The sequence below is a fragment of the Pseudomonas sp. CNPSo 3701 genome (assembly GCF_028674975.1).
In the GTDB taxonomy this organism is placed as follows: Bacteria; Pseudomonadota; Gammaproteobacteria; order Pseudomonadales; family Pseudomonadaceae; genus Aquipseudomonas; species Aquipseudomonas straminea.
Genome location: NZ_JAQZSI010000002.1, coordinates 334,134 through 357,130 on the forward strand (window position 1 = coordinate 334,134; position 22,997 = coordinate 357,130).

A 22,997-nucleotide genomic window follows, 5' to 3' on the forward strand; every position below is an offset into this window, starting at 1 on the left:
AACCCCTCTGTTTCGGGCTCGTCAGGCATTACGGATATGTTGCCTGGTGTTGCCTGAAAGGCGGCCTGCGCTTACAGCACGACCTGATGCTCAGCCTGCCCCTGAGCCGGCATATCGACGGCGAACAACTTGCCAGCGTGGGGTTCGGCGGCAAGCTGATCGTCTTCCATGCCTTCGCGCGCGGACGTGGCGACCAGGGTCGACAGATCCGGACCCGTAAATGCCGGGCAGGAGATCTGCGAGGCGGGAAAGGCCACGGCCTGCAGGAACTGACCGTTGCTGTCGTAACAGGCGACCCGCGAGGCGCCCCACTGGGCGTTCCACAGCCGGCCCAAGGCATCTACCACCGCGCCATCAGGGTTCAAGCCAGCGACGCGGCCATCGATGAACAGCTGTGGCTCACCGCTCGGCCAGCCATGCTGTTTGTCCAGCGCCTGGCGCCAGATGCGCTGGCGTTCGGTATCGGCGAAATAGCCGAAACGCCGGTCCGGCGAGAAACAGATGGCGTTGCTGATGGTGATATCAGCGAACAGCTGGCGCAGCTCGCCACGGTAATAGCGATAGATGGCGCCGGCCTGGGGCTGGGCTTCGAGGCCCATGGTGCCGATCCAGAAACCGCCCCAGGGGTCGGCGCGGCCATCGTTGGAGCGGGTCAGCGGGTTGTCCGCTTCCAGAGCGCAGATCCGCTCGCGGGCGCCGCTGCGCAGATCGAAGATCGATAGCGCCGTTTCGCTGGCCATCAGCAGGCGATCGCTGTCGATCCAGCCGGCGGCCGACGCCCTCTCGTCGAGCGCCCATTCCAGTGGCTGCCCATCCTGCTGGCTAAGCAGACGCTTGCCGAGGATATCGAACCAAAACAGCTGCTCGCGCCGCGGATGCCAGAACACGCCCTCGCCCAGGGTGCAGACCCGGGAATCGGCGATACGGGCGGTATTGCTGACGGGGGGGGTCGCAGCCATGTCTAGATGCCTCCTCGAATATGCTGGTGGGCGGCCGCCAAGCCGGCCAGGGTGACCTGTTCGGCGCCCAGGGTGCGGGCGCTGATACCTTGAACCGCCAGGGCGTGACGATAGCGCTCGGCTGCCTCGCCATCGCCGATTACACAGACCGGCAGGCCCTGCCAGTGTTCAGGCAATCCCGCCAGCTCCTGACCGATCAGCAAACCGGACAGGCGCGAGCGCGCCGCAGCCGGGGCCAGCCCTTCGAGCAGGCTTTCGGCACGCAGGCCGAATAGCGCGCCGAGCAGCGGACGCTCGGCCGCGGCATGCAGCCCCACGTCGAAAGCCGAACGATCCAAGGGATGATCGCCCTGCATGCCGTGGCGCAGCACCGATTGGCCGCTGAGCAGCGCGAACAGCTCGCCGGTCATGAAGGTCTGGAAGCTCAGCACCTTGCCACCCCGCACCTCGGCCCACTTGCTGTGGGTGCCGGGAAGGCAGACCAGCCCGTGATAATCCGGCCACTCGACCAGCAGACCAGCGATCTGGGTTTCCTCGCCGCGCAGCACATCGGCCGGCGAACGCTGACACAGGCCGGGGATGATCGACACGCGAATACGTGCATCGATGACCTCAGGGTTGATCACGCGCACCATGGACTGGGGCGCACAGGGCACCTCGGCATAGGGCGCCTCACGCCAGCCCTGGCGGGCGCCGACCATGCCGCAGGCGACCACCTCGGTGACGCGGTCGACCGGCAGCCAGCCGTCGATCAGCTCGAGCAGCGCACCTTCGAACTGATCCACTGCCAGACTGCCCATGCCCCGCGCCGACGCAGCGTGCTGCAGCACCTCACCGTCAGCCGACAGCGCCCAGGCGCGCAATTGCGTGGTGCCCCAGTCGACGGCGATCCAGCTGACCTCGCTCATGTGCGCCGCCCTCTCCTTCTCAATGGCTGTCTTTGGGAATGCCGGCGCCACGGCAGCCCTTGAGGAAGTCGAAGTCCGCGCCGCTGTCGGCACCCTGGACGTGATCGTGGAACAGCTTGATGTAGCCACTGGTTGGTGCCTCGACGGTGGGTTTCCACTCGGCCAGGCGCTGGCGCAGTTCTTCATCGGTGATATCCAGATGGATGCGTCGGGCGTCTACGTCGAGTTCGATCATGTCGCCATCGCGCACCACCGCCAACGGGCCGCCGGCCGCCGCTTCCGGTGTGGTGTGCAGCACCACGGTGCCGTAGGCCGTGCCGGACATGCGTGCATCGGAAATGCGCACCATGTCGGTGATGCCCTTGCGCAGCACCTTGGGCGGCAGGCCCATGTTGCCCACTTCAGCCATGCCCGGATAACCGCGCGGGCCACAGTTCTTCAGCACCATCACGCAGTTTTCGTCGATATCCAGGCTCTCGTCGTTGATCTTCGCCTTGTAGTCGTCGATGTCCTCGAACACAACGGCGCGGCCGCGGTGCTGCATCAGGTGCGGTGATGCCGCCGAAGGCTTGAGCACCGCGCCGCGGGGCGCCAGGTTGCCGCGCAGCACGGCGATGCCGCCTTTGGCGGTGAGCGCCTTGTCGACGGGGCGGATGACGTCCTCGTTCCAGTTGCGAACGTCCTTGACCTCTTCCCAGAGGGTTTCGCCGGAGACGGTCAGCGCGCCCTTGTGCAGCTTGCCGCCCTCGCCGAGCATGCGGATCACCACCGGCAGGCCACCGGCGTAGAAGAACTCTTCCATCAGGTATTTGCCCGAGGGCATCAGGTTGACGATGGTCGAGATGTCCTGGCCCAGGCGGTCCCAGTCGTCCAGGGTCAGATCGACGCCGACGCGCCCGGCGATAGCCAGGAGGTGAATCACCGCGTTGGTCGAGCCGCCAATCGCGCCGTTTACGCGGATGGCGTTCTCGAAAGCCTGACGGGTCATGATGTCGGAGGGTTTCAGGTCGTCCTTGACCATCTGCACGATGCGCCGCCCGGTCAGGTGCGCCATCACCCGACGGCGGCTGTCCACCGCGGGAATCGCCGCGTTGCCGGACAGCGCCATGCCCAGCGCCTCGGCCATGCTGGCCATGGTGCTGGCGGTGCCCATGGTGTTACACGAGCCCGGCGAGCGAGACATCGACTGCTCGGCCTCGAGGAAGTCCTCGCGGCTCATCTTGCCGGCCTTGATGTCTTCGGACATCTGCCACAGCGCGGTGCCCGAGCCGACCCGCTCGCCACGGAACCAGCCGTTGAGCATCGGCCCGCCGGACACCAGGATGGCCGGGATGTCCACGCTGGCGGCGCCCATCAGCAGCGCCGGGGTGGTCTTGTCGCAACCGGCCAGCAGCACCACGCCGTCCAGCGGATTGGCGCGCAGCGCCTCCTCGACGTCCATCGCCGCCATGTTGCGGTACATCATCGCGGTCGGGCGCAGCGAGCTCTCACCCGGCGAGAACACCGGGAACTCCAGTGGCAGGCCGCCGGCTTCGTAGATGCCGTGCTTGACCCGTTCGGCCAGATCACGCAGGTGGGCGTTGCAGGGGGTGAGCTGCGACCAAGTGTTGCAGATGCCGATCACCGGGCGGCCGTCGAACAGGTCGGCCGGCAAGCCCTGGTTCTTCATCCAGCTGCGGTGGTAGATGTGGTCCCGCGAGTTGCCGCCGAACCATTCGGTGGAGCGCAGCTTGCGCGGCCAGACTGCCGGTTTGAAGGTGCTCATACCCAACCCCCATCAACGATGAAATTCTGCGCGGTGCACATCGCCGCCGCGTCGGATGCCAGAAACAGCGCCATATCGGCGATATGCTCGGGCAGCAATTGGCCGGGCATGCACTGGTTCTGGCGAATCTGTTCCTTGGCCGCTTCGTCGACCCACATGGCCAACTGCTTCTCGGTCATCACCCAGCCCGGCACCAGGGTGTTGACGCGAATCCGGTCCTTGCCCAAGTCCCGCGCCAGGCCACGGGTCAAACCGTGAGTGGCGGCCTTGCTGGCGGCATACACCGGGTAGCCGGCCGAGGCCATCATCCAGCCCACCGAGCCGAAATTGATGATCGCGCCGCCACCGGCCTGGCGCATCATCGGCACCACCGCCTGGGTGGCGAAGGTGGCGTGGCGCAGGTTGACGGCGATCAGCTCGTCAAAGCGCTCCACGCTGATCGAATCCAGGGCGTGGCGCACGTCATTGGCAGCGTTGTTGAGCAGCGCGGTGATCGGCCCGAACTGCTCGGCGACCTTGTGAATAGCGGCCTGGTAGGCTTTCACGTCAGTGATGTCGCAACGCAGGAACAGCATCTGGTGCCCTGCTTCCGTCAGCTCACTGGCCAGCGCCTTGCCGTGCTTGTCGTCGATGTCGACGAAGGCGGTGCGCGCACCCTGCTTGGCAAACGCAGTGACCAGCGCGCGACCGATACCGGTGGCGCCCCCGGAAATCAGCACGGTGCGCCCGGCTAGGTCGGCGTACACCGCCTTGCCTGATGGTTGATTGTGGCTATTCATGGCCTGTTACCTCGTGTTCATCCCGCGGCGCCCGGCTTTGCCTGGCGCCCGCGGTACTGCGGAAATAGGTGGGTGGCGCTTCAGCGCGATTTGCTCTTGTTGACCACGTCGAAGATCACCGCGGCAAGCAGCACCAGGCCCTTGATCACCTGTTGCCATTCGATGCCGATGCCGAGGATCGACATGCCGTTGTTCATCACGCCCATGATCAGGGCGCCGATCACCGCACCGATGATCTTGCCGACGCCGCCGGACATCGACGCACCGCCGATGAATACCGCAGCGATCACGTCCAGCTCGAACGACACGCCAGCCTTGGGCGTGGCGGTGTTGAGCCGCGCAGCGAAAATCAAACCGGCCAGGGCGGCGAGCATGCCCATGTTGACGAAGGCCAGGAAGGTCAGCCGCTCGGTGTTGATGCCCGACAGCTTGGCCGCCTTGACGTTGCCGCCGATGGCATAGATGCGTCGGCCCAGCGTGGTGCGGTTGGTCAGGAAGGTGTAGGCGCTGATCAGCATGGCCATGATGATCAGCACATTCGGCAGGCCGCGATAGGTGGCCAAGAGATACGCGATATAGACGATAGCGCCGGCGATCAGCAGGTTCTTGGCGATGAAGAACACGCCGGGCTCGTCGACGATGCCGTAGCGCTTGGCGCGACGACGGCCACGCACCGCCAGGTAAATGATCAGCGCGGCAGCGAACACACCGAGCACCAGAGCGGTGACGTTCGGGCGCTTGACGCCGAAGATGTCCGGAATGAAGCCGTTGCTCATCAGTTGGAAGCTGCTGGAGAACGGGCCGATCGATTGGCCGTCGAGTACCGCAAGGGTCAGGCCGCGAAACACCAGCATGCCGGCGAGCGTCACAATGAACGAGGGGATTTGCCAATAGGCGATCCAGTACCCCTGAGCCGCGCCGATCAGACAGCCCATCAACAGGCACACCGGCACCACCAGCGAGGTGGACCAGCCCCACTGCACCATCATCACCGCCGCGGCGGCGCCGACGAAGCCGACCACCGAGCCGACCGACAGGTCGATATGCCCCGAGACGATCACCAGCAGCATGCCCAGGGCCATGATGATGATGTAGCTGTTCTGCAGCAGCAGGTTGGTGAGGTTGACCGGGCGCATCAGCGTGCCGTCGGTGAGCACCTCGAACAGCGCCATGATGACCACCAGGGTCAGCAGCATGCCGTAGTCGCGGATGTGGCTCTTCATGTGGCCCAGCAGCGAGGGGCGCGCCGGCTGGGCCTGCTGGGTTTGTGCGGTTTGGTTGTTGTTATCCATTGGGTTGTCCTCGCTCACGCCTTGACGATCATCGACATGATCTTTTCCTGGCTCGCCTCTTCACGTGCCAGTTCGCCCAGGAAGGCGCCTTCGTTCATTACGTAGATGCGGTCGCACATGCCCAAAAGCTCAGGCATCTCCGACGAGATGATGATCACGCCCTTGCCATCGGCGGCGAGCTGGTTGATCAGGCTGTAGATCTCGAACTTGGCACCGACGTCGATGCCGCGGGTGGGCTCGTCGAGAATCAGCACCTCGGGTTTGGCGAACAGCCATTTACTGAGCACCACCTTCTGCTGGTTGCCGCCAGACAGGTTGAGCACCTTCTGGAACACCCCCGGGGTGCGGATGTGCATGGCTTCGCGGTACTGCTCGGCGACCCGGCGCTCCTCGTGCTCGTCGATCACCCCGTGCTTCGACACACCCGGCAGGTTGGCCAGGGTGGTGTTGCACTGGATGCTTTCATCGAGCACCAGGCCCAGGGCCTTGCGGTCTTCGGTGACGTAGGCGATGCCGTTATCCACCGCACGGCGCACGGTCGACACGTCGATCGGCTGGCCGCGCAGGTGGACGGAGCCGGAGATGTTGCGCCCGTAGCTCTTGCCGAACACGCTCATCGCCAGCTCGGTGCGCCCTGCCCCCATCAGCCCGGCGATACCGACCACTTCACCTGCCGCCACGCGCAGGTTGACGTTGCGGATCATCTGCCGGGACGCCGACTCGGGGTGCCAGACGTTCCAGTCGCGAATCTCCAACAGGGTTCCGCCGATCCGCGGCGTGCGCTCCGGGTAGCGGTTTTCCATATCGCGGCCGACCATGCCGCGGATGATGGTTTCTTCACTGACCGCTTCGGTATGGCAATCCATGCTGCTCACCGAGGCGCCGTCGCGCAGCACCGTGATGCTGTCGGCGACGCGGCTGACTTCGTTGAGCTTGTGGGAAATCAGAATCGAGGAAATGCCCTGGGCGCGGAATTCCAGCAGCAGGTCGAGCAGCTTCTGGCTGTCGTTCTCCTGCAGCGCCGCGGTGGGTTCGTCGAGAATCAGCAACTTGACGTGCTTGGCCAGCGCCTTGGCGATTTCCACCAGTTGCTGCTTGCCGACGCCAAGCTTCTCGACCGGCGTGGTGGCGACCTCGTCGAGGCCAACCTTCTTGAGCAGCCCTTCGGTACGCTGATACACCTCCGGCCAGTCGATCACCCCGTTGCTGGCGATCTCGTTGCCGAGAAACAGGTTCTCGGCAATCGACAGCAGCGGCACCAATGCCAGCTCCTGGTGAATGATGATGATGCCTTCGCGCTCGCTGTCGCGAATGCCGCTGCAGGCCAGCGGCTTACCTTCGTAGATGATCTCGCCTTCGTAGCTGCCGTGGGGGTAAACACCACTGAGCACTTTCATCAGCGTCGATTTGCCCGCGCCATTTTCACCGCACAGTGCATGAATTTCGCCGCGCCGCACCTTGAGGTTGACGTTGTTGAGCGCCTTCACGCCTGGGAACGTCTTGGTGATGCCGCGCATTTCCAGAATGATGTCTTGCTGCATGGTTTTATCCGTCCGCAAGGCACGCGCCAACCGCAGCGGGCACGCCATGCTCAGGTAAACAAAGAGGTGGAGGGCCGGCAGCGCCTGGCTGCCGGCGGGGTGACGCTTACTGGACCTGGTCTTTGGTGTAGTAACCGCTGTCGATCAACACCTTTTCCCAGTTGCTCTTGTCGACGGTGACAGGTTGCAACAGGTAGGCCGGTACGACCTTCTTGCCGTTATCGTAGGTCTTGGTGTCATTGATCTGCGGCTCGCTGCCCTCGAGCAGCGCCTTGACCATACCGACGGTCACTTCGGCGAGCTGGCGGGTGTCCTTGAAGATCGACGAATACTGCTCGCCAGCCAGAATCGACTTCACCGACGGCACTTCCGAATCCTGACCGGTGACGATCGGCATCGGCATGTCGCCCGAGCCGTAACCAACACCTTTCAGCGACGACAGCACGCCAATGGAGATGCCGTCATAAGGCGACAGCACGCCGTCGAGGCGCTCCTTGGTGTAGTTGGCGGACAGCAGGTTATCCATACGCGCCTGGGCGGTGGCGCCGTCCCAACGCAGGGTGCCGACCTTGCCCATGCCGGTCTGCCCGGAGAGGATCTTGATCTCGCCCTTGTCGATCAGCGGCTGCAGCACCGACATGGCACCGTTGTAGAAGAAGTAGGCGTTGTTGTCGTCCGGCGAGCCGCCGAACAGCTCGACATTGTACGGACCCTTGCCGCGCGCCTGCATGCCCTTGACCAGGGATTCGGCCTGCAGCACGCCAACCTTGGTGTTGTCGAAGGTGGCGTAGTAGTCGACGTATTCGCTGTCACGGATCAGGCGGTCATAGGCGATCACCTTGATGCCGGCAGCGTCGGCGTTTTCCAGGGCGTTGGTCAGCGTGGTGCCGTCGATAGCGGCGATGACCAAGACGTTGACGCCCTTGACCATCATGTTTTCGATCTGCGAAACCTGGGTGGGAATGTCGTCTTCGGCGTACTGCAGGTCAGCCTTGTAGCCGGCTTTCTCCAGCTGCTTGACCATGTTGTTGCCGTCGTCGATCCAGCGCGCGGACGACTTGGTCGGCATCGCGATACCCACGAAGCCCTTTTCGGCAGCGCCAACCGATGCAGCGCTGACCAGAGTGGCGCCCATGGCCATGGCGGCCACGAGTTTACGGATGGTGTTCATTCAGCTTCTCCTGGCGACGCCTGGCGCGCTCAGGGACGCGCGACATCGCGATTTATTGTTGTTGGGGCAACGAAGAGCTCAAAGCAGAGCTGACGATAGAAGCACACCGCATATCAGGCAAATTCATATTTCGCTCAACTGCATACCAAAATTGTTATGCAGCTGATCGACAGTACTGACGCTCGGGCGCACACTCGCTCCCACAACGACAACAACGAGCACCACCATGGATATCGGAATTGCCCGCCATCTGAAGATCCCGCAACTGCGGCTGATCGCCGCGATTGCCGAGCACGGCCAGCTCGGCCTGGCCGCCGATGAGCTGACCGTCACCCAGCCGGCAGCCTCGCGCATGCTCGCCGACATCGAACACACCCTCGGCGCGCGGCTGTTCGAGCGCCACGCCAAAGGCATGGTGCCAACGCTGATCGGCCGAGCCCTGGCCCGTCGCGCACACAACATGCTGGTGGAGCTGCGCGACCTGGCCCAGGATGTTGAAGAGCTCAAACGCGGTGAAGGCGGCATGACCACGGTCGGCGCGGTGACCGGTGCAGCGGTGGGTTTCGTGATCCCGGCGATTCGCCAGCTCAAGGCCATCTCGCCGCGCGCCGACGTGCACGTCAACGTCGCCGCCAGTGACGAGCTGGTGCATGACCTGGCCAGCGGCAAGAACGATTTCGTGCTGGCCCGTCTGCCCCGTGGCGTCAACCCGGCGGATTTCGAGATCTACCCGGCGCGCACCGAAACCCTCAAATTGATCGTGCGTCAGGATCACCCACTGGCCAACGTCGACCAGGTGACGCTGCGCGACCTGTCGCCCTACGAATGGGTCATGCAGAGCCACCGCGCGCCGATCCGCGAGGCGATGGAAACCGCCTTTCTCAGCGCCGGCGCGCCGGTGCCGACCAACATCACCAACACCACTTCGCTCCTGGCGATGATTGCCATCCTGGTGTCGTCATCGGCCATCGCGCCGCTGGCCAGTGAAGTGCCGGACCTGCTGCTCGGCGATCAGGTCGGCGCCAAACTCAAGGTGCTGCCGCTGAACATGACTATCGAGATGTCGCCCTACTACCTGCTGCTGGTCAAAGGTCGCGAGCTGTCGCCGGTGGCCAACCGTCTGCGCCGGCTGGTCACTGCCGCGCTGAACAAGGCGCATTGAGCTAGGGTCTGTTGCCGTTTCAACGCGAGCCGCGTTGTCGCGAGAAATCTCGCCAGGCCGGGCGGCGATCCGCTAGGCGGAGGACGCAGGGAATGGACTAGCCGTCCGCGTTTCCCTTGCCAAGTCCTCCAACGACGCATGGCGAGATTTCCCGCACAATCCGAAGGGCCGGGCCCGTTCTGTCGCGATGCGGCGTTTCTCGCCGGCTCATTTAGCTAACTAAACTTCGCGGCTCGTGCCTTGCCTCGCGACAAAACGGGCACCGGCGCGGCCGTGCGTGAAACGGCAACAGACCCTAGGCCGCTTGCCCTATTGGCGATGCAGATCGGCCTGCCCGAACAGCTCGACCAGCCAATCGACGAACACCCGCACCCGCCGCGACAGCTGGCGATGCGGTGGATACAGAGCCGCCAACTCAATCGGCGCGGGCAGGTACTCGGGCAGCACCTCGAGCAGCGTGCCGGCGCGCAATTGCTCGCGCACGTGGTACAGCGGCGCTTGGATGATGCCCATACCAGCCTCACAGGCGGCCACGTAGCCTTCCGAGCTGCTGATCGCCATATAGCCGGGCATCTGCAATTCCCGACGCTCGCCGGCCACCATGAAATCGAAGGGAAAATGCCGGCCAGTAAGCGGCGACACATAGTTGACCGCCTGGTGCTTACTTAACAGTTCGTCCAGGTCCCGCGGTGAGCCATGCCGCTCGATATAGGCGCTGCTTGCACAGGTAACCTGCGGCAATCGCGCCAGCGGCCGAGCGACCAGGCTGACATCATGCACAGCACCGGCGCGCACCACGCAGTCGATGCCCTCACGGACCAGATCGACCGGCCTGTCACTGGCGCCAATCTGCAGCTCGATACGCGGGTAGCGCGTAAAGAACGCGGGTAACGCAGGTATCACCACGCGGTGGCTGATCGAGGCCGGCAGATCAACGCACAAACGACCTTGCGGGTTGGCGCGGGCATCGGAGAACAGCGACTCGGCGTCGTCAATCTCCGCCAGCACGGCCAGGCAGCGCTCGTAGTAGGCGCTGCCATCGAGCGTAGGGCTGACATGTCGGGTGGTACGCTGCAGCAGCTGCGCGCCCAGGTGCTTCTCAAGCTGTTTGATCAGTTGCGTCACCGAAGCCCGGGGTAGCCCCAGGCTGTCGGCCGCCTTGCCAAAACCACCGAGTTCGACGATGCGCGTGAAAACCTGCATGGCGAGCAAGCGATCCATAATTGATTATTTTCCAAAACCGAATAGTGCATGCACTTTTAGCCGGTTTATCTGCAAAACTTCAACAGCCAAACTCTTGGCTCCACTCATTTACAGGAGCTGACGATGAAAACCCGCCAACTAGGCCACAACGGCCCTCAGGTTTCCGCCATTGGTCTGGGCTGCATGGGCATGAGCGACTTCTACACGGCCGGCCGTGACGACCGTGAGTCCATCGCCACCATTCACCATGCCCTCGAGCGCGGCCTGAACTTCCTCGACACCGCCGATATGTACGGCCCGCACACCAATGAACAGCTACTGGCCCGCGCCCTGGCCGGCCGTCGCGAGCAGGCCTTCGTAGCCAGCAAGTTCGGCATCCTTCGCGACGCCAAAGACCCGCACAAACGTGGCGTCAGCGGTCATCCCGATTATGTGCGCCAATCCATCGAGGGCAGCCTGAAACGCCTGGGCACGGATTATCTGGATCTGTACTACCAGCATCGCATCGATCCCGCTGTCCCCATCGAAGAGACTGTCGGTGCGCTTGCCGAGCTGGTCGCTCAGGGCAAAATCCGCCATATCGGCCTCAGCGAAGTGGCACCGGCCACCCTGCGTCGCGCCCACGCGGTACACCCCATCACAGCAGTACAAACCGAGTATTCGCTGTGGACCCGCGACCCCGAGGAAAACGGCGTTCTGGCAACCTGCCGGGAACTGGGCATCGCCTTCGTGCCTTACAGCCCACTTGGCCGAGGCTTCTTGACCGGTGCGCTGCAGAGCCCTGACGATTTTGAGGCCGACGATTTCCGTCGCCACAATCCGCGCTTTCAGGGCGAGAACTTCGCCAGAAACCTGCAACTGGTTGCCAAGGTGCAGAGCATGGCTGCCGACAAGGGCATCAGCGCTGCACAACTGGCGCTCGCCTGGGTATTGGCCAAGGGCGAGGACATCGTGCCGATCCCCGGCACCAAGCGCCGCCGCTACCTGGATGAAAATCTGGCAGCACTGGAGATCGAGTTGAGCATGAACGAGGTGGCGGCGCTGGACGATATCTTTCCTGCTCAGGCTGTCGCCGGTGAACGCTACACGCCAGGGTCAATGCAGACGCTGAACCTCTGAAACGAAAACGGCCTGCGCAAGGCAGGCCGTTTCGGGTAACGCGGTTGGCTTACTTCAGCGCAGCCAGGGCCGCGTCATAGTTTGGTTCGTCAGCGATTTCGCCGACCAGCTCACTGTGCAGCACCTTGTCGTTCTCATCGAGCACCACCACGGCGCGGGCTGCCACGCCAGCCAGCGGGCCGGAGCTCAGGGCTACGCCGTAGTCCTTGAGGAACTCGGCGCCGCGCATGGTCGACAGATTCTGGACGTTTTCCAGGCCTTCGGCACCGCAGAAGCGCGCCTGGGCGAACGGCAGGTCGGCCGAGATGCACAGCACCGCAGTGTTCTCCAGCTTGCTGGCCTCGGCGTTGAACTTGCGTACCGAGGTGGCGCAGGTCGGGGTGTCGACGCTTGGAAAAATGTTCAGCACTTTGCGCTTGCCCGCCAGGCTGCTCAGGCTGACGTCAGCCAGGCCAGCGCCAACCAGGGTGAATGCCGGCGCTTGCTGACCGACTTGCGGCAACTGGCCAGCGACTTCAACCGGGTTACCGCGCAGGGTTACTTGTGCCATGAAACGATCCTTCTCTTGATGGTTGGAAACACGCAGGAGCGGTCATCCTACGCCAGTAACAGCGGCCCGCAAACGCTTATCTTGGCGCCGTGAGCCGCCGGCTACCGGCCTAGAAATCGCGCTTGTAGAACAGGTCAAGAGAGCTGGCCAGGCCGCTGGCAGCCTCCAGATACAGGCGTCGCGTCAGCGCGTAACGCAGCGCCACGGTGTTGACCGGCTCGAACACGCCGACGCCGTAACGCAGGCTCAAGCGCTCGGACAAGTTGCCACTGGCCACCACGCTGGTGCTGCGGCCGCTGCCGTCGGTGTCCAGCTGGAAGTCCTGAATGCCCAGGCTCTCGGCGACCGAGCCGGTGACCCCGGAACTGCCGGCCACGCCGAGAGCCAATGCCGCCTGGGCAAGCATGTTGTTGTCCTCGCTGCCGCTCGACAGCGGGCGCCCTAGCACCAGATAGGACAGCGCCTGTTCCTGGCTCATGGCCGGCTCGGAGAACACCTCGGTGCGTGGCTGATCGGCGCTGCCGGTCAGGCGCAGTCCGGCCACCACGTCGTCGACCTTGCGAATCGCTTCAATATCCAGGAACGGCTGGTCGATAGGCCCAGCGAACAGCAGACGCGCACGTCGGATGGTCAGACGCTGACCGTAGCCGCGGAAGTTGCCCTTGTTGAGGTTCAGCTCGCCGCGGGTATCGAGGTCATCGCCGATGTGCACCCGTCCGACCAGTTCGGCGTTGAGTCCAAAACCGCTGAAGGTCAGCTTGTCACTGCCGACGTCCACGTCGATGTCCATGCTGATCGCCACCGGCTGCTTTTCCCGGGTTTCGTCGCCAACGATCACAGCATCATCCGAGACTTTCACCGTGGACGGCGGCAGCTCGCGTACGACGATCTTGCCGCGGGGAATTGATACTTTGCCGCTGACCGACAATTGATCATCGGCCAGGCGCACCTGCATATCCGGCGCCACTTCCAGATTGGCGTACGGCTCGACATTCACCGGCAGGCGATTGCCCTGCACGTTCAGGCTGCCGCTGAGCGGGCCGCCCCAGGCCAGCGCTCCGTTGAGCGTGCCCTGGCCCTGCTCGCCACTGCGCCAGCCGCCGTTGAGCTGCAGGCTTTCACCAGCGATCAGCACGCGCACCTGCAGATCCTCGAAGCTGGTCGGCAACTCGCCGCCGGACACTTCGCCATTGCTGAGCGCCAACTGGCCGTTGACCAGGGGCTTGAGCAGATCGCCAGACAGCGTGCCGCTGCCATTCAGTTGCCCAGTCAGGCGCTCGACCATGGGCACGAACGGCCGCGCGATGGCCAGGTCGAGACCGCTCAAGCGGAACTGGCCGGACAGCGGCTTGTTATCCGGCCGCGGGTCCAACTGCGCCTGCACCGACAGCTCGCCGATGCGCGGGCCACGCAGGCTCAGCTCGCTGTCGATGCGCTGAGGCCGCAGCTCGCTGCTCAGGCGCAGGCTGTCGTAGGTGAAGTCGACCCACTGTTCGTTGTCGCGCACACGCCAGGTACCGCTGCCGGCATCCACCACCACGCGGCCATTGGGGCCGGCCGCTGGCAGATCCAGATGCACGTCGGCATCGAGGGTGCCCTGCCAGGCGAAATCCTTCGGAAACCACGGCGACAGGCTATCGAGCGGGAAGTCAACCAGGCGATAACGGATCTTCGGCTCCGGCTGCAGGCGCTGGTTCTCGCCGCACAGGCTGGCCCCACCGGACCGCAGGCAATGGGCACCAAGGTCGATCTCGCCACTGGCCAGCCGCACCAGGGAGGCCGGTGCCTGCAAGCGCCAGTCCTGCCCGTCGGCCTGGATCTCGACGCGGCTCAGGCGTCCCCGCCAGTCACCCTTGTCCAGAGTACCGTCCAGCGCCAGGCTGGTTTGCAGCTGCGGCCCCTGCAGGCTCAGGTCCATCTGCTGCTGGCGCTGGTTGCCGGCGCCATTGACCGTCAGGTTCCCAAACTGGCTATCGCCACTGGCGATGCCCTGCCCACGCAGTTGCAGCTTGGCCTGGCCGTTGCCATCCAGGGTGGCGTCCAGACCCAGCTGCCTCAGGCGGGTTTCCTCGAAGGCCAAGGACTGACCGCTCAAGCTGAAGGTGCCTTGCGGGGCCTGCAGGCTGCCGGCCAGATCCAGGCGACCGCTAGCCTGACCTTGCAAACCGGGCCACAACTGGCCGAGACGGTTGAGAGCGATCCGTAACTGGCCCTGCAGGCGCTGATCCAGCTGGCCGCTGCCATCAATGCGGTTGTCACCCAGGCGCAGGCTGAGCGTACTCACATCCCAGCGCTCGCCAGCGCCAGCCACCTGGATTTGCAATTGAGCCGGCTGACCCCGCAGGCGTCCCTGCAAGTCGAGGTCGCCAGTGAGTTCCAGGCGGCCGTCGAGCAGCTGACCTTTGCTGCAAATCGGTCCAGCGATGCGCCCCGGCAACTCGGCGACCCAGTAGGCCGGATCGAAGTCGCTGACCTGCAATTGCGCATCCCAGCGGATCGCCTCGGCAAAACCCACAGTGAGCTGGCCCTCGATCTTGCCCTGCCCGGCACGCACCTGTAGCTGCGGCAGATGGATCTGTTGCAGGTCGCCGCTCAATGGCGTCTGCACTTCGAAGGCGCCGGCCGGGCCATCCAGTGCCGCGGACAGGTTGCCGAGGTAATTGCCATTGTCGTAGGCCAGATCACCGGTCAGCGTCTTCAGGGTCACTGGGGGTGCATCGTCCATGGGATAGAGGCGCTGCCAGGGGAAGTTTTCCCAATCGATGTGGGTATCAGCGCTGAAGCCGTCCTGCCAGTCGAGGCGTCCGTTGACGGCTAAGCGTTCGCCTGGACCGGCTGACAGGCTCAAATTCTCGATATCCGCACCCTTGGCGTCGACGCGGCCGTCCAGCGACAGCGCCACCACGGCGCCATCGGCAGGCAGCAAGCCGACACCGTGAAACTGGTAGCCGTCCTGCAGGTTGCCACCGGCCCGCAGTGCCACACCCTTGAGGCGCAGGGTTTCGGGCAACGAATCGACAGCCTTGAAATCGTCGGCCCTGAAGGACAGGCGCGCCGGAATGTGCTCGGCCAGTGGCTGCACCTCGCCGCTCAGGCGGCCCGCCAGATAGCCGGAGCTGTCGATCATCAGCGCCAGGCCCTGGCGTAGCTCACCTTCTATCTCTAGCGCCAGATTCCAGGGCTTGTCGCCGGGTGCCGGCAGCACAGCGCTACCCTTGAGCTTCAACGGCCATTCGCCACTGGGTTGCACATGGCCCTGTAAGTCGACGACCAGCTCATCGCGCTGCACATGCAGGTGACTGATGTTCAGCCCCTCGCTGGCCCAGTCCGCAGCAAGTTCCAGGCCCTGCAGCTGATCGGCGCCATTGAGCTGCAGGTTGCCGAGCCACACCTCGCCGACCTCGAGCGCAAGCGGCAGATTCAGCTGCGGCAGACTGAAAGGCTCGTCGCTTGGCGGCGCGTCGCTGGGCGCGAAATTCAGCTCGATATGTTCGCTGCGCAGCGTGTCGATGCACAGCGTCAGACGCAGCAGACAGGATGGCGACCAGTCGAATTGCACCTGATTGACCAACACTTGATCGTCACCCTGCTGCCAAAGCAATCGTTCGGCCGTCCAGTGCCCGCCCAGGCGCCCCTGAAATCCGTCGACCGCAAGCCCCGGCACCAGGCCCAGCGTAAAGCGGCTGCCGGCGGCTGTGATCAGCATCCAGAGGAGTACCACCACGAGCAAAGCCAGCAGTCCGGCCAAGCTCAAGCCGGTGTATTTCAGCGCACGCCTCACAGTTCCGGCCCCATGGAAAAGTGCAGGCGCACGCCGCCTTCGTCATCCAGCGGATGGGCCAGATCCAGGCGCAGCGGGCCGACCGGCGAGACCCAGCGCACGCCGATGCCCACGGCGCTCTTGAGCGACGGCATCTGCAGGGAGTTGAAAGCGTTGCCTGTGTCGTAGAAGGTCGCCACGCGCCATTTATCGAGGATGCTGTACTGGTACTCGGCACTGGCCGCGACCATATAGCGCCCGCCGATGCGGTCACCGTCGCTGTTCTCTGGCGACAGGCTCTGGTAGTCGTAGCCGCGCACGCTTTGGTCGCCACCGGCGAAGAAGCGCAGCGACGGTGGCACCGAGGAATTGAAGCCCTTGGATTCTGTACCGCCGAATTGCGCCCGGGCGAGAAAACGGTGCTTCTGCCAGAGGGTGGTCAGGCCCTTGACCAGCACGTTGCCGTGCACCACATCGGAATCGGACAGCAATCCTTCCTTGGCAACCGAGGCATCGAACTGCAGGCGATAGCCGTTGTTGGGGTCGATACGGCTGTCGCTGTGCAGGTACGAATAGCTGATACCCGGCATCAACAACGTGCTGAGCCCCGAATCATCACCGAGGCGGTATTCCTCACGCTGCCACTTCAGGGAAATCACCCGCTGCCAACCGCTGTCGAGCTTGCTGTGCCATTCCGGGCCGACGGTCAGCAGGCGGCTGAGGCTGTCAGTGTTGGCAAGCTCCTCGTATTGGTAGCCGCCGGCGATCCGCAGCTTGTCGGTCATCGGCGGATTGCCGGGAATGTCGTACCACAAACCGACGTTCTGCCGCGGCGCCGACAGCTCCATTTCCGCGCCGTAACTGTGGCCCTGCGGGTTGGCCCAGTGGCGCTCCCACTGGATACGACCGCGCGGGCCGACGTCGGTGGAAAAACCCAGACCCATCCCCATGGTGCGCGGCAGGCGGGTCTGCAGATGGACCTTGACCGGAATCACCTGCTGCTCGGCTACCGTGGGACTGGCATCGACGCGCACCGACTCGAAGTAACCACTGGAGCGCAGCGCCTCATACAGCTCGGCGATCCGCTCGGAGTCGTAGGGCGTGTCTGCCGGGAACGGCACCATGCGCTGCAGCAGTTCGTCATCGAAGGGCATGTCGCCATCGAAACTGACCTGGCCCAGGGTGTAGCGCGGGCCGCTGTCGTAGACCAGCTCGATGTCGGCCACCCCAGCCTGGGGATTGATGCGCAAGCTCTGCTGGGTGAAGCGCCCGCGAAAGAAGCCGTAACGCGATGCCTGATTCTGGATATGCCGTTTGGCGGCCTCATATCGGCCGTGATTGAGCCGCGCCCCCGGTTTGAGCTCGGCGTCCTTCGGTAGCTGGAAGGCGCGCATTTGCGAAGCAGGGCCATCGACGCGCACGGTGACGTTGCCGAGGCGCACCGGCTCGCCGGGCACGACGCGCACGTTGAGGCGCGGCGGCGTCTGCTCGATCACTTCAGTGCTGATCTGCGCCTGGTAGTAGCCCAGCGCCTGGGCGGCTTTTTCGGCCTGGCCCTCGACCACCCGACGCAGACGCTGCAGAGCTTCAGCATCACGTTCGCCCAGGTTGCCGATATAACCTTCGACGTTACTCTTCAGGGCATTGTTGGCCGGCTGCACGCTGACCACCAGGCGAGCATCCTCGGCGAGCAACGTGGCACTGAACAGCATGAGCGCGCATCCCGCGCCGAGGGTCGAAAGTACTCTCATGGCGGCGATGCTATCACGGCGAACGCACCATTTTTATGCCTGTACGTATCGAAACGATTTCCCGCTGCGCTGGCCGCCTGGCGACGCGATCAGCTAGCATCGCGGTTTTACCGCCAGCTACGCTCAGGATCGCCGACATGAAACTCGTTTCCTTCAACATCAATGGCTTGCGCGCCCGCCCGCATCAACTCGCGGCACTGATCGAGAAGCACCAGCCGGATGTGATCGGCCTGCAGGAAACCAAGGTCAGCGACGACCAGTTCCCCGAGGCGGAGATTCGCGCCCTGGGCTACCACGTGCACTACCACGGCCAGAAGGGTCATTACGGCGTGGCGTTGCTGTCGCGCCAGGCACCGTTGGACATCGCCAAGGGCTTTCCGGACGACGACGAAGACTCGCAGCGCCGCTTCATCTACGGCACCTATGCCGATGCCAACGGCAACCCTGTGACCGTGATGAATGGCTACTTTCCCCAGGGCGAAAGCCGTGACCACCCCACCAAGTTTCCCGCCAAGCAGCGCTTCTACGCCGACCTGCAGACGCTGCTGAGCAGCCGCTTCGCCCACGATCAGCCGCTGATCGTCATGGGCGACATCAATATCTCCCCCGAGGATTGCGACATCGGCATCGGCGAGGTGAACCGCAAGCGCTGGCTCAAAACCGGCAAATGTAGTTTCCTGCCCGAAGAGCGCGAGTGGCTGGCGACCCTGAAGAACTGGGGTTTGGTCGACAGCTTCCGCCAGCTGCACCCGGAAGTCGATGACCGTTTCAGCTGGTTCGACTACCGCAGCCGTGGCTTCGAGGACGAACCCAAGCGTGGTCTGCGCATCGACGTGATCCTCGCCTCACGTGCCCTGCAGGACCGCCTCAAGGACGCGGGTATCGACTACGAACTGCGCGGCATGGAAAAGCCCTCCGATCACGCGCCGATCTGGCTGCACCTGGGCTGACCCTTCGTCATCGTGTAGTCATTTTTCTGTCTTATCGTCGCAGCACTTTCGCCATCCCTTGCAAGGTGATTGCCGCATGCTGCGCGCCTCAACCCGTTGTGACCACGAGACCTGGAGCCGAACGGCGACCTTTCTGCTGCTCGGTTTCGTCTTCTACCTGAGCCCCTGGACAGCCTTCGCCGCACTTCCCGTTCCGCCCGGCAATCAGCCCGTGCTGCGCATCCAGGGCTCCAACACCATTGGCGCCAAGCTCGGCCCGGCGCTGGTCAGAGGCCTGCTGCAGGAACAGGGGTTCAATGACATACGCACCAGCGCCACCCAGGAAAACGAGCAGACGGTCAGCGCGCTGAACGCGGCCGGTCGCAAGGTCAGCGTGACCATCGCCGCCCACGGCTCAAGCACAGGCTTCACCGCCCTCGGCCAGGGCAACGCCGAGCTTGCCGCCTCCTCACGCCCCATCAAGGACAGTGAAAATGCCAGCCTGGCTTCGCTGGGCAACATGAAGAGCCGAGACGCCGAGCAGGTCATCGCCATCGACGGCCTGGCTATCGTGCTGCACCCCAAAAATCCCATCGCTGCCTTGAGCACCCTGCAACTGGCGCAAATCTTCTCCGGCGAGATCAGCGACTGGTCACAACTGGGCGGCCGCCCCGGCGCCATCGACCTGTATGCCCGCGACGACAACTCCGGCACCTTCGACACCTTCAAGGAACTGGTGCTGAGCGCCAACGGCAAGCAGCTTTCTGCCAAGGCCAAGCGTTTCGAGTCCAGCGAACAGCTGTCCGACTCGGTGGTGGGTGATATCAACGGCATCGGCTTTATCGGCCTACCCTATGTGCGCAATGCCAAGGCGGTGGCTATCGCTGCCGGCGACTCGCAGCCAATGGCGCCCAGCGTGACGTTGATCGCTACCGAGGACTACCCGCTGTCGCGCCGACTGTTCATCTACGCGCCACCCAAACGCAGCAATCCATGGGCCGAGGCACTGCTCAAGTTCGCGCAAAGCCCTCACGGTCAGGCCATCGTCGCCCAGCACGGTTTTATCGCCCAGAGCATCGAGCCGGTGAAGATCCCAACCACCGCGGACATGCCGCCGGCCTATCAGGAGCTGGCCCGCAACGCCCAGCGTCTGTCGGTCAACTTCCGCTTTCAGGAAGGCAGCGCCAGCCTGGACAACAAAGCGCAGCAGGACCTGTACCGCGTGTTCGACTACCTGCGCGAGCACGACAAGCTGCAGGACAAAGTGGTGCTGGTCGGCTTTGGCGACCCCAAGGCCTTGCCCGCAAGGGCCGAGCTGCTCTCCAAATTGCGCGCCATGGCGGTACGCCGCGAGCTGGTTCGCGAAGGCGTGGTGATGCGCGAAGTCACCGGCCTGGGTGACGAGCTGCCGGTTGCCGACAACGAGGGCGACAGCGGCAGGCTGAAGAATCGCCGCGTGGAAGTCTGGGTCTACTGACCCTTTCGAGGCGCGGCTAAAACTTGCTCGGCCGCGTGATCCGGCCTAGCCTCTCAAGCAAGTGACGCCGGGCCCCTCTGGCGATGAGCTGCTCTCATCGTGATGTCGGAGTCACCAAGTTGAATCTCAACTTAGGCATCGACAGGGAGGGCCCATGACAGCTCTACATGCCTTTATGCTCACGCCGTTTCTCGGCACCCCGTACTACTTCTGGCTGGCCTTCGTGGTCATCGTCATCGCTCTGCTGGTCTTCGACCTGGGCGTTCTGCACCGCGACCAACACGAAATCGAAATGCGCGAGAGCCTGCTGCTCTACTCGGGCTATTTCAGCGTGGGCGTGGCCTTTGGCGGCTGGGTCTGGTGGGAGCTTGGCGCCACCAAGGCGCTGGAGTTCTACACGGGCTTTCTGGTCGAACAGTCGCTGTCGATGGACAACGTGTTCGTCATGGCGATGATCCTCGGCTTCTTTGGCATTCCCCGCAAATACCAGCACCGCGTGCTGTTCTGGGGCATTCTCGGCGTGGTGGTGCTGCGGGCGATCATGATCGGCCTGGGAACCGCCCTGGTGCAGCAGTCCGACTGGATCCTCTATCTATTCGGCGCCTTCCTGCTGTTCACCGGCATCAAGATGCTGTTCAGCAAGGACCATGACGAGCATCCGGATCTGTCGCAAAACAAGCTGCTCATCTTTCTACGCAAACACATCCGTATGACCGACGATATGCACGGCGGCAAATTTCTGGTGCGGCAGAGAGATCCGGCCAGCGGCAAGATGCTGCTGTTCGCCACGCCGCTGCTGCTCGCTCTAGTACTGATTGAGCTGGCCGATCTGGTGTTCGCGGTGGACAGCGTGCCAGCGGTGTTCGCCATCACCCAGGATCCGTTCATCGTCTACACCTCGAACATCTTCGCCATTCTCGGCCTGCGCGCGCTGTACTTCGCCCTGGCCGCGCTGATGCATCGCTTCGTGTACCTGAAGTACGCGCTGGCCATCGTGCTGATGTTCATCGGCTGCAAGATTTTCCTGCACGGTTTCATCAAGGTTCCCGCTTTGCTTTCGCTCGGCGTTACCATGGGCGTGCTGTTCGGCGGCGTCATCCTGTCGCTGCTGAAAACCCGAAACAAGCAACCTGCCGAGACGACGTGAACGAACAAGAGGTGCAGCTTGAGCGACTGGAAAAGCCCGACGGCGTGCGCTGGTGTGTGCGCCTGGGCAAACGCACACTGATGTTCGACGATGAAGGCGCCGCTCGCGCCGTCGCGGCCCAACTGCATATGCGTCTGAACGGCGAACGGCTGAGCCTGGTGCCCGACACCGGCAAGGAGCCGGGCAGCTAGGTCATCAGGTTTTTTGCTGATACTTGCCCAGTTCGTATTTGCCGATGGCCGCACGATGCACCTCGTCCGGGCCGTCGGCCAGGCGCAGGGTACGCTGCATGGCGTACCAGTAGGCCAGCGGAAAATCTCCACTGACCCCGGCCCCGCCATGGATCTGGATGGCGCGATCGATCACCTTCAACGCTACATTCGGCGCTACCACTTTGATCTGCGCGATCTCGCTGGCTGCCACCTTGTTGCCGACGGTATCCATCATGTACGCCGCGTTGAGGGTCAGCAGGCGCGCCATATTGATCTCCATGCGCGACTCGGCGATGAGGTCGATATTGCCGCCCAGCCGGGCCAGCGACTTACCAAAGGCGGTGCGATCGAGCGCGCGCTCGCACATCAGTTTCAGGGCCCGCTCGGCCATGCCGATGGAGCGCATGCAATGGTGAATGCGACCCGGCCCGAGGCGGCCCTGGGCAATCTCGAAGCCGCGACCCTCACCGAGTAGCACGTTGCTGTACGGCACGCGCACGTCCTCGAACAGCACTTCGGCGTGACCATGAGGCGCATCGTCATAGCCGAACACCGGCAGCGGGCGCAGCACCTTCACGCCAGGCGTGTCCATGGGCACCAGAATCATCGAATGCTGCTGGTGCCGTGGGCCATCGGGGTTGCTCAGGCCCATGAAGATCATGATCTTGCAGCGTGGATCGCAGGCGCCCGAGGTCCACCACTTGCGGCCATTGATCACCCATTGATCACCATCACGCACGGCGGTGGCCTGCATGTTGGTGGCGTCCGATGAGGCAACACCCGGTTCGGTCATCGCGAAGGCCGAACGGATATCGCCATTGAGTAGCGGCTCAAGCCACTGGCGTTTCTGCTCTTCGCTGCCGTAACGCACCAGCACTTCCATGTTGCCGGTGTCGGGGGCCGCACAGTTGAACGGCTCAGGGCCGATCAGCGAGCTGCCCATGATCTCGGCCAGCGGCGCGTATTCGGTATTGGTGAGCCCCGCGCCCAGCTCGGAATCGGGCAGGAACAAGTTCCACAGCCCCTCTCCTCTGGCGCGATCCTTGAGCTGTTCCATGATCACGGTGGGCTGCCAGCGATCACCCTGGGCGACCTGGCGCTCGAACTCGGCCTCGGCCGGATAGACATGCTCCTGCATGAACGCGGTAACGCGCTCGCGCAGTTGCTGAACCTTGGGGGAATAGGCGAAATCCACGGCACACCTCGGCTGCGTTTCTGTGTGCCAGGGATGCTAGTGGACGGCGAGTCATAAATCGACGCTATTTTCGGCGT

General features: G+C 63.7%; 18 protein-coding genes. 6 read left to right on the plus strand and 12 right to left on the minus strand.

Annotation, left to right across the window (positions count from 1 at the left end; translation table 11 throughout):
- Positions 1-71 precede the first annotated feature (71 nt).
- From PVA39_RS08360 to chvE, 7 genes are all read right to left on the minus strand, one after another.
- Positions 72-959 carry an SMP-30/gluconolactonase/LRE family protein gene (locus tag PVA39_RS08360; protein ID WP_274123676.1) on the minus strand — a complete coding sequence of 296 codons (888 nt, stop codon included), beginning with the start codon at positions 957-959 and terminating at the stop codon, positions 72-74.
- Between the two features lie 2 nt (positions 960-961).
- Entirely contained in the window at positions 962-1,867 is a 906-nt protein-coding gene (locus PVA39_RS08365; RefSeq protein ID WP_274123677.1) for a 2-dehydro-3-deoxygalactonokinase, read from the minus strand.
- A gap of 19 nt (positions 1,868-1,886) precedes the next feature.
- A complete protein-coding gene (araD, locus tag PVA39_RS08370) occupies positions 1,887-3,632 on the minus strand; it encodes an L-arabinonate dehydratase (protein ID WP_274123678.1) in 1,746 nt (581 codons plus the stop codon).
- On the minus strand, positions 3,629-4,411 hold the full coding sequence (locus PVA39_RS08375; RefSeq protein ID WP_274123679.1) for an SDR family NAD(P)-dependent oxidoreductase: 783 nt from the start codon (positions 4,409-4,411) through the stop codon (positions 3,629-3,631). Before PVA39_RS08375 ends, araD begins: the two co-directional genes overlap by 4 nt.
- A gap of 80 nt (positions 4,412-4,491) precedes the next feature.
- Positions 4,492-5,703, minus strand: a complete 1,212-nt coding sequence (gene mmsB / locus PVA39_RS08380) for a multiple monosaccharide ABC transporter permease (RefSeq protein ID WP_093504439.1) — start codon at positions 5,701-5,703, stop codon at positions 4,492-4,494.
- Positions 5,704-5,717: 14 nt separating this feature from the next.
- Positions 5,718-7,244, minus strand: coding sequence for a multiple monosaccharide ABC transporter ATP-binding protein (gene mmsA / locus PVA39_RS08385; RefSeq protein ID WP_274123680.1), 1,527 nt, complete (start codon positions 7,242-7,244; stop codon positions 5,718-5,720).
- Between the two features lie 106 nt (positions 7,245-7,350).
- Entirely contained in the window at positions 7,351-8,415 is a 1,065-nt protein-coding gene (gene chvE / locus PVA39_RS08390; protein WP_274123681.1) for a multiple monosaccharide ABC transporter substrate-binding protein, read from the minus strand.
- Positions 8,416-8,641: 226 nt separating this feature from the next.
- Here chvE and PVA39_RS08395 point away from each other — a divergent pair, with 226 nt between their 5' ends.
- Positions 8,642-9,577, plus strand: coding sequence for a LysR family transcriptional regulator (locus PVA39_RS08395; RefSeq protein WP_274123682.1), 936 nt, complete (start codon positions 8,642-8,644; stop codon positions 9,575-9,577).
- Between the two features lie 309 nt (positions 9,578-9,886).
- Here PVA39_RS08395 and PVA39_RS08400 read toward each other — a convergent pair whose 3' ends face one another.
- Complete coding sequence (locus PVA39_RS08400; protein WP_274123683.1) at positions 9,887-10,798, minus strand: LysR family transcriptional regulator; 912 nt, start codon at positions 10,796-10,798, stop codon at positions 9,887-9,889.
- Between the two features lie 105 nt (positions 10,799-10,903).
- Here PVA39_RS08400 and PVA39_RS08405 point away from each other — a divergent pair, with 105 nt between their 5' ends.
- Positions 10,904-11,899 (plus strand): aldo/keto reductase, encoded by a 996-nt coding sequence (locus PVA39_RS08405; protein ID WP_274123684.1) that lies wholly within the window; start codon positions 10,904-10,906, stop codon positions 11,897-11,899.
- Positions 11,900-11,948: 49 nt separating this feature from the next.
- Here the strand turns inward: PVA39_RS08405 and tpx are convergent, their stop codons facing one another.
- From tpx to PVA39_RS08420, 3 genes are all read right to left on the minus strand, one after another.
- Entirely contained in the window at positions 11,949-12,449 is a 501-nt protein-coding gene (gene tpx / locus PVA39_RS08410) for a thiol peroxidase (protein ID WP_274123685.1), read from the minus strand.
- A gap of 109 nt (positions 12,450-12,558) precedes the next feature.
- Positions 12,559-16,230, minus strand: a complete 3,672-nt coding sequence (locus PVA39_RS08415) for a translocation/assembly module TamB domain-containing protein (protein ID WP_274123686.1) — start codon at positions 16,228-16,230, stop codon at positions 12,559-12,561.
- Positions 16,227-17,921 (minus strand): autotransporter assembly complex protein TamA, encoded by a 1,695-nt coding sequence (locus PVA39_RS08420; RefSeq protein WP_443200947.1) that lies wholly within the window; start codon positions 17,919-17,921, stop codon positions 16,227-16,229. The genes PVA39_RS08415 and PVA39_RS08420 overlap by 4 nt, the downstream gene beginning before the upstream one ends.
- A 176-nt stretch (positions 17,922-18,097) precedes the next feature.
- Here PVA39_RS08420 and xthA point away from each other — a divergent pair, with 176 nt between their 5' ends.
- The 4 genes from xthA (at position 18,098) to PVA39_RS08440 (ending at position 21,704) form a co-directional block, all read left to right on the plus strand.
- On the plus strand, positions 18,098-18,910 hold the full coding sequence (gene xthA, locus PVA39_RS08425; RefSeq protein ID WP_274123688.1) for an exodeoxyribonuclease III: 813 nt from the start codon (positions 18,098-18,100) through the stop codon (positions 18,908-18,910).
- 76 nt (positions 18,911-18,986) lie between these two features.
- Positions 18,987-20,366, plus strand: coding sequence for a phosphate ABC transporter substrate-binding/OmpA family protein (locus tag PVA39_RS08430; RefSeq protein WP_274123689.1), 1,380 nt, complete (start codon positions 18,987-18,989; stop codon positions 20,364-20,366).
- A gap of 154 nt (positions 20,367-20,520) precedes the next feature.
- The gene (locus PVA39_RS08435; RefSeq protein ID WP_274123690.1) at positions 20,521-21,513 is read left to right on the plus strand and encodes a TerC family protein; all 993 of its coding nucleotides are present in this window, start codon (positions 20,521-20,523) and stop codon (positions 21,511-21,513) included.
- Positions 21,510-21,704, plus strand: a complete 195-nt coding sequence (locus PVA39_RS08440) for a hypothetical protein (protein ID WP_274123691.1) — start codon at positions 21,510-21,512, stop codon at positions 21,702-21,704. The genes PVA39_RS08435 and PVA39_RS08440 overlap by 4 nt, the downstream gene beginning before the upstream one ends.
- Before the next feature lie 4 nt (positions 21,705-21,708).
- Here PVA39_RS08440 and PVA39_RS08445 read toward each other — a convergent pair whose 3' ends face one another.
- On the minus strand, positions 21,709-22,920 hold the full coding sequence (locus PVA39_RS08445; RefSeq protein WP_274123692.1) for an acyl-CoA dehydrogenase: 1,212 nt from the start codon (positions 22,918-22,920) through the stop codon (positions 21,709-21,711).
- Between the last annotated feature and the right edge of the window lie 77 nt (positions 22,921-22,997).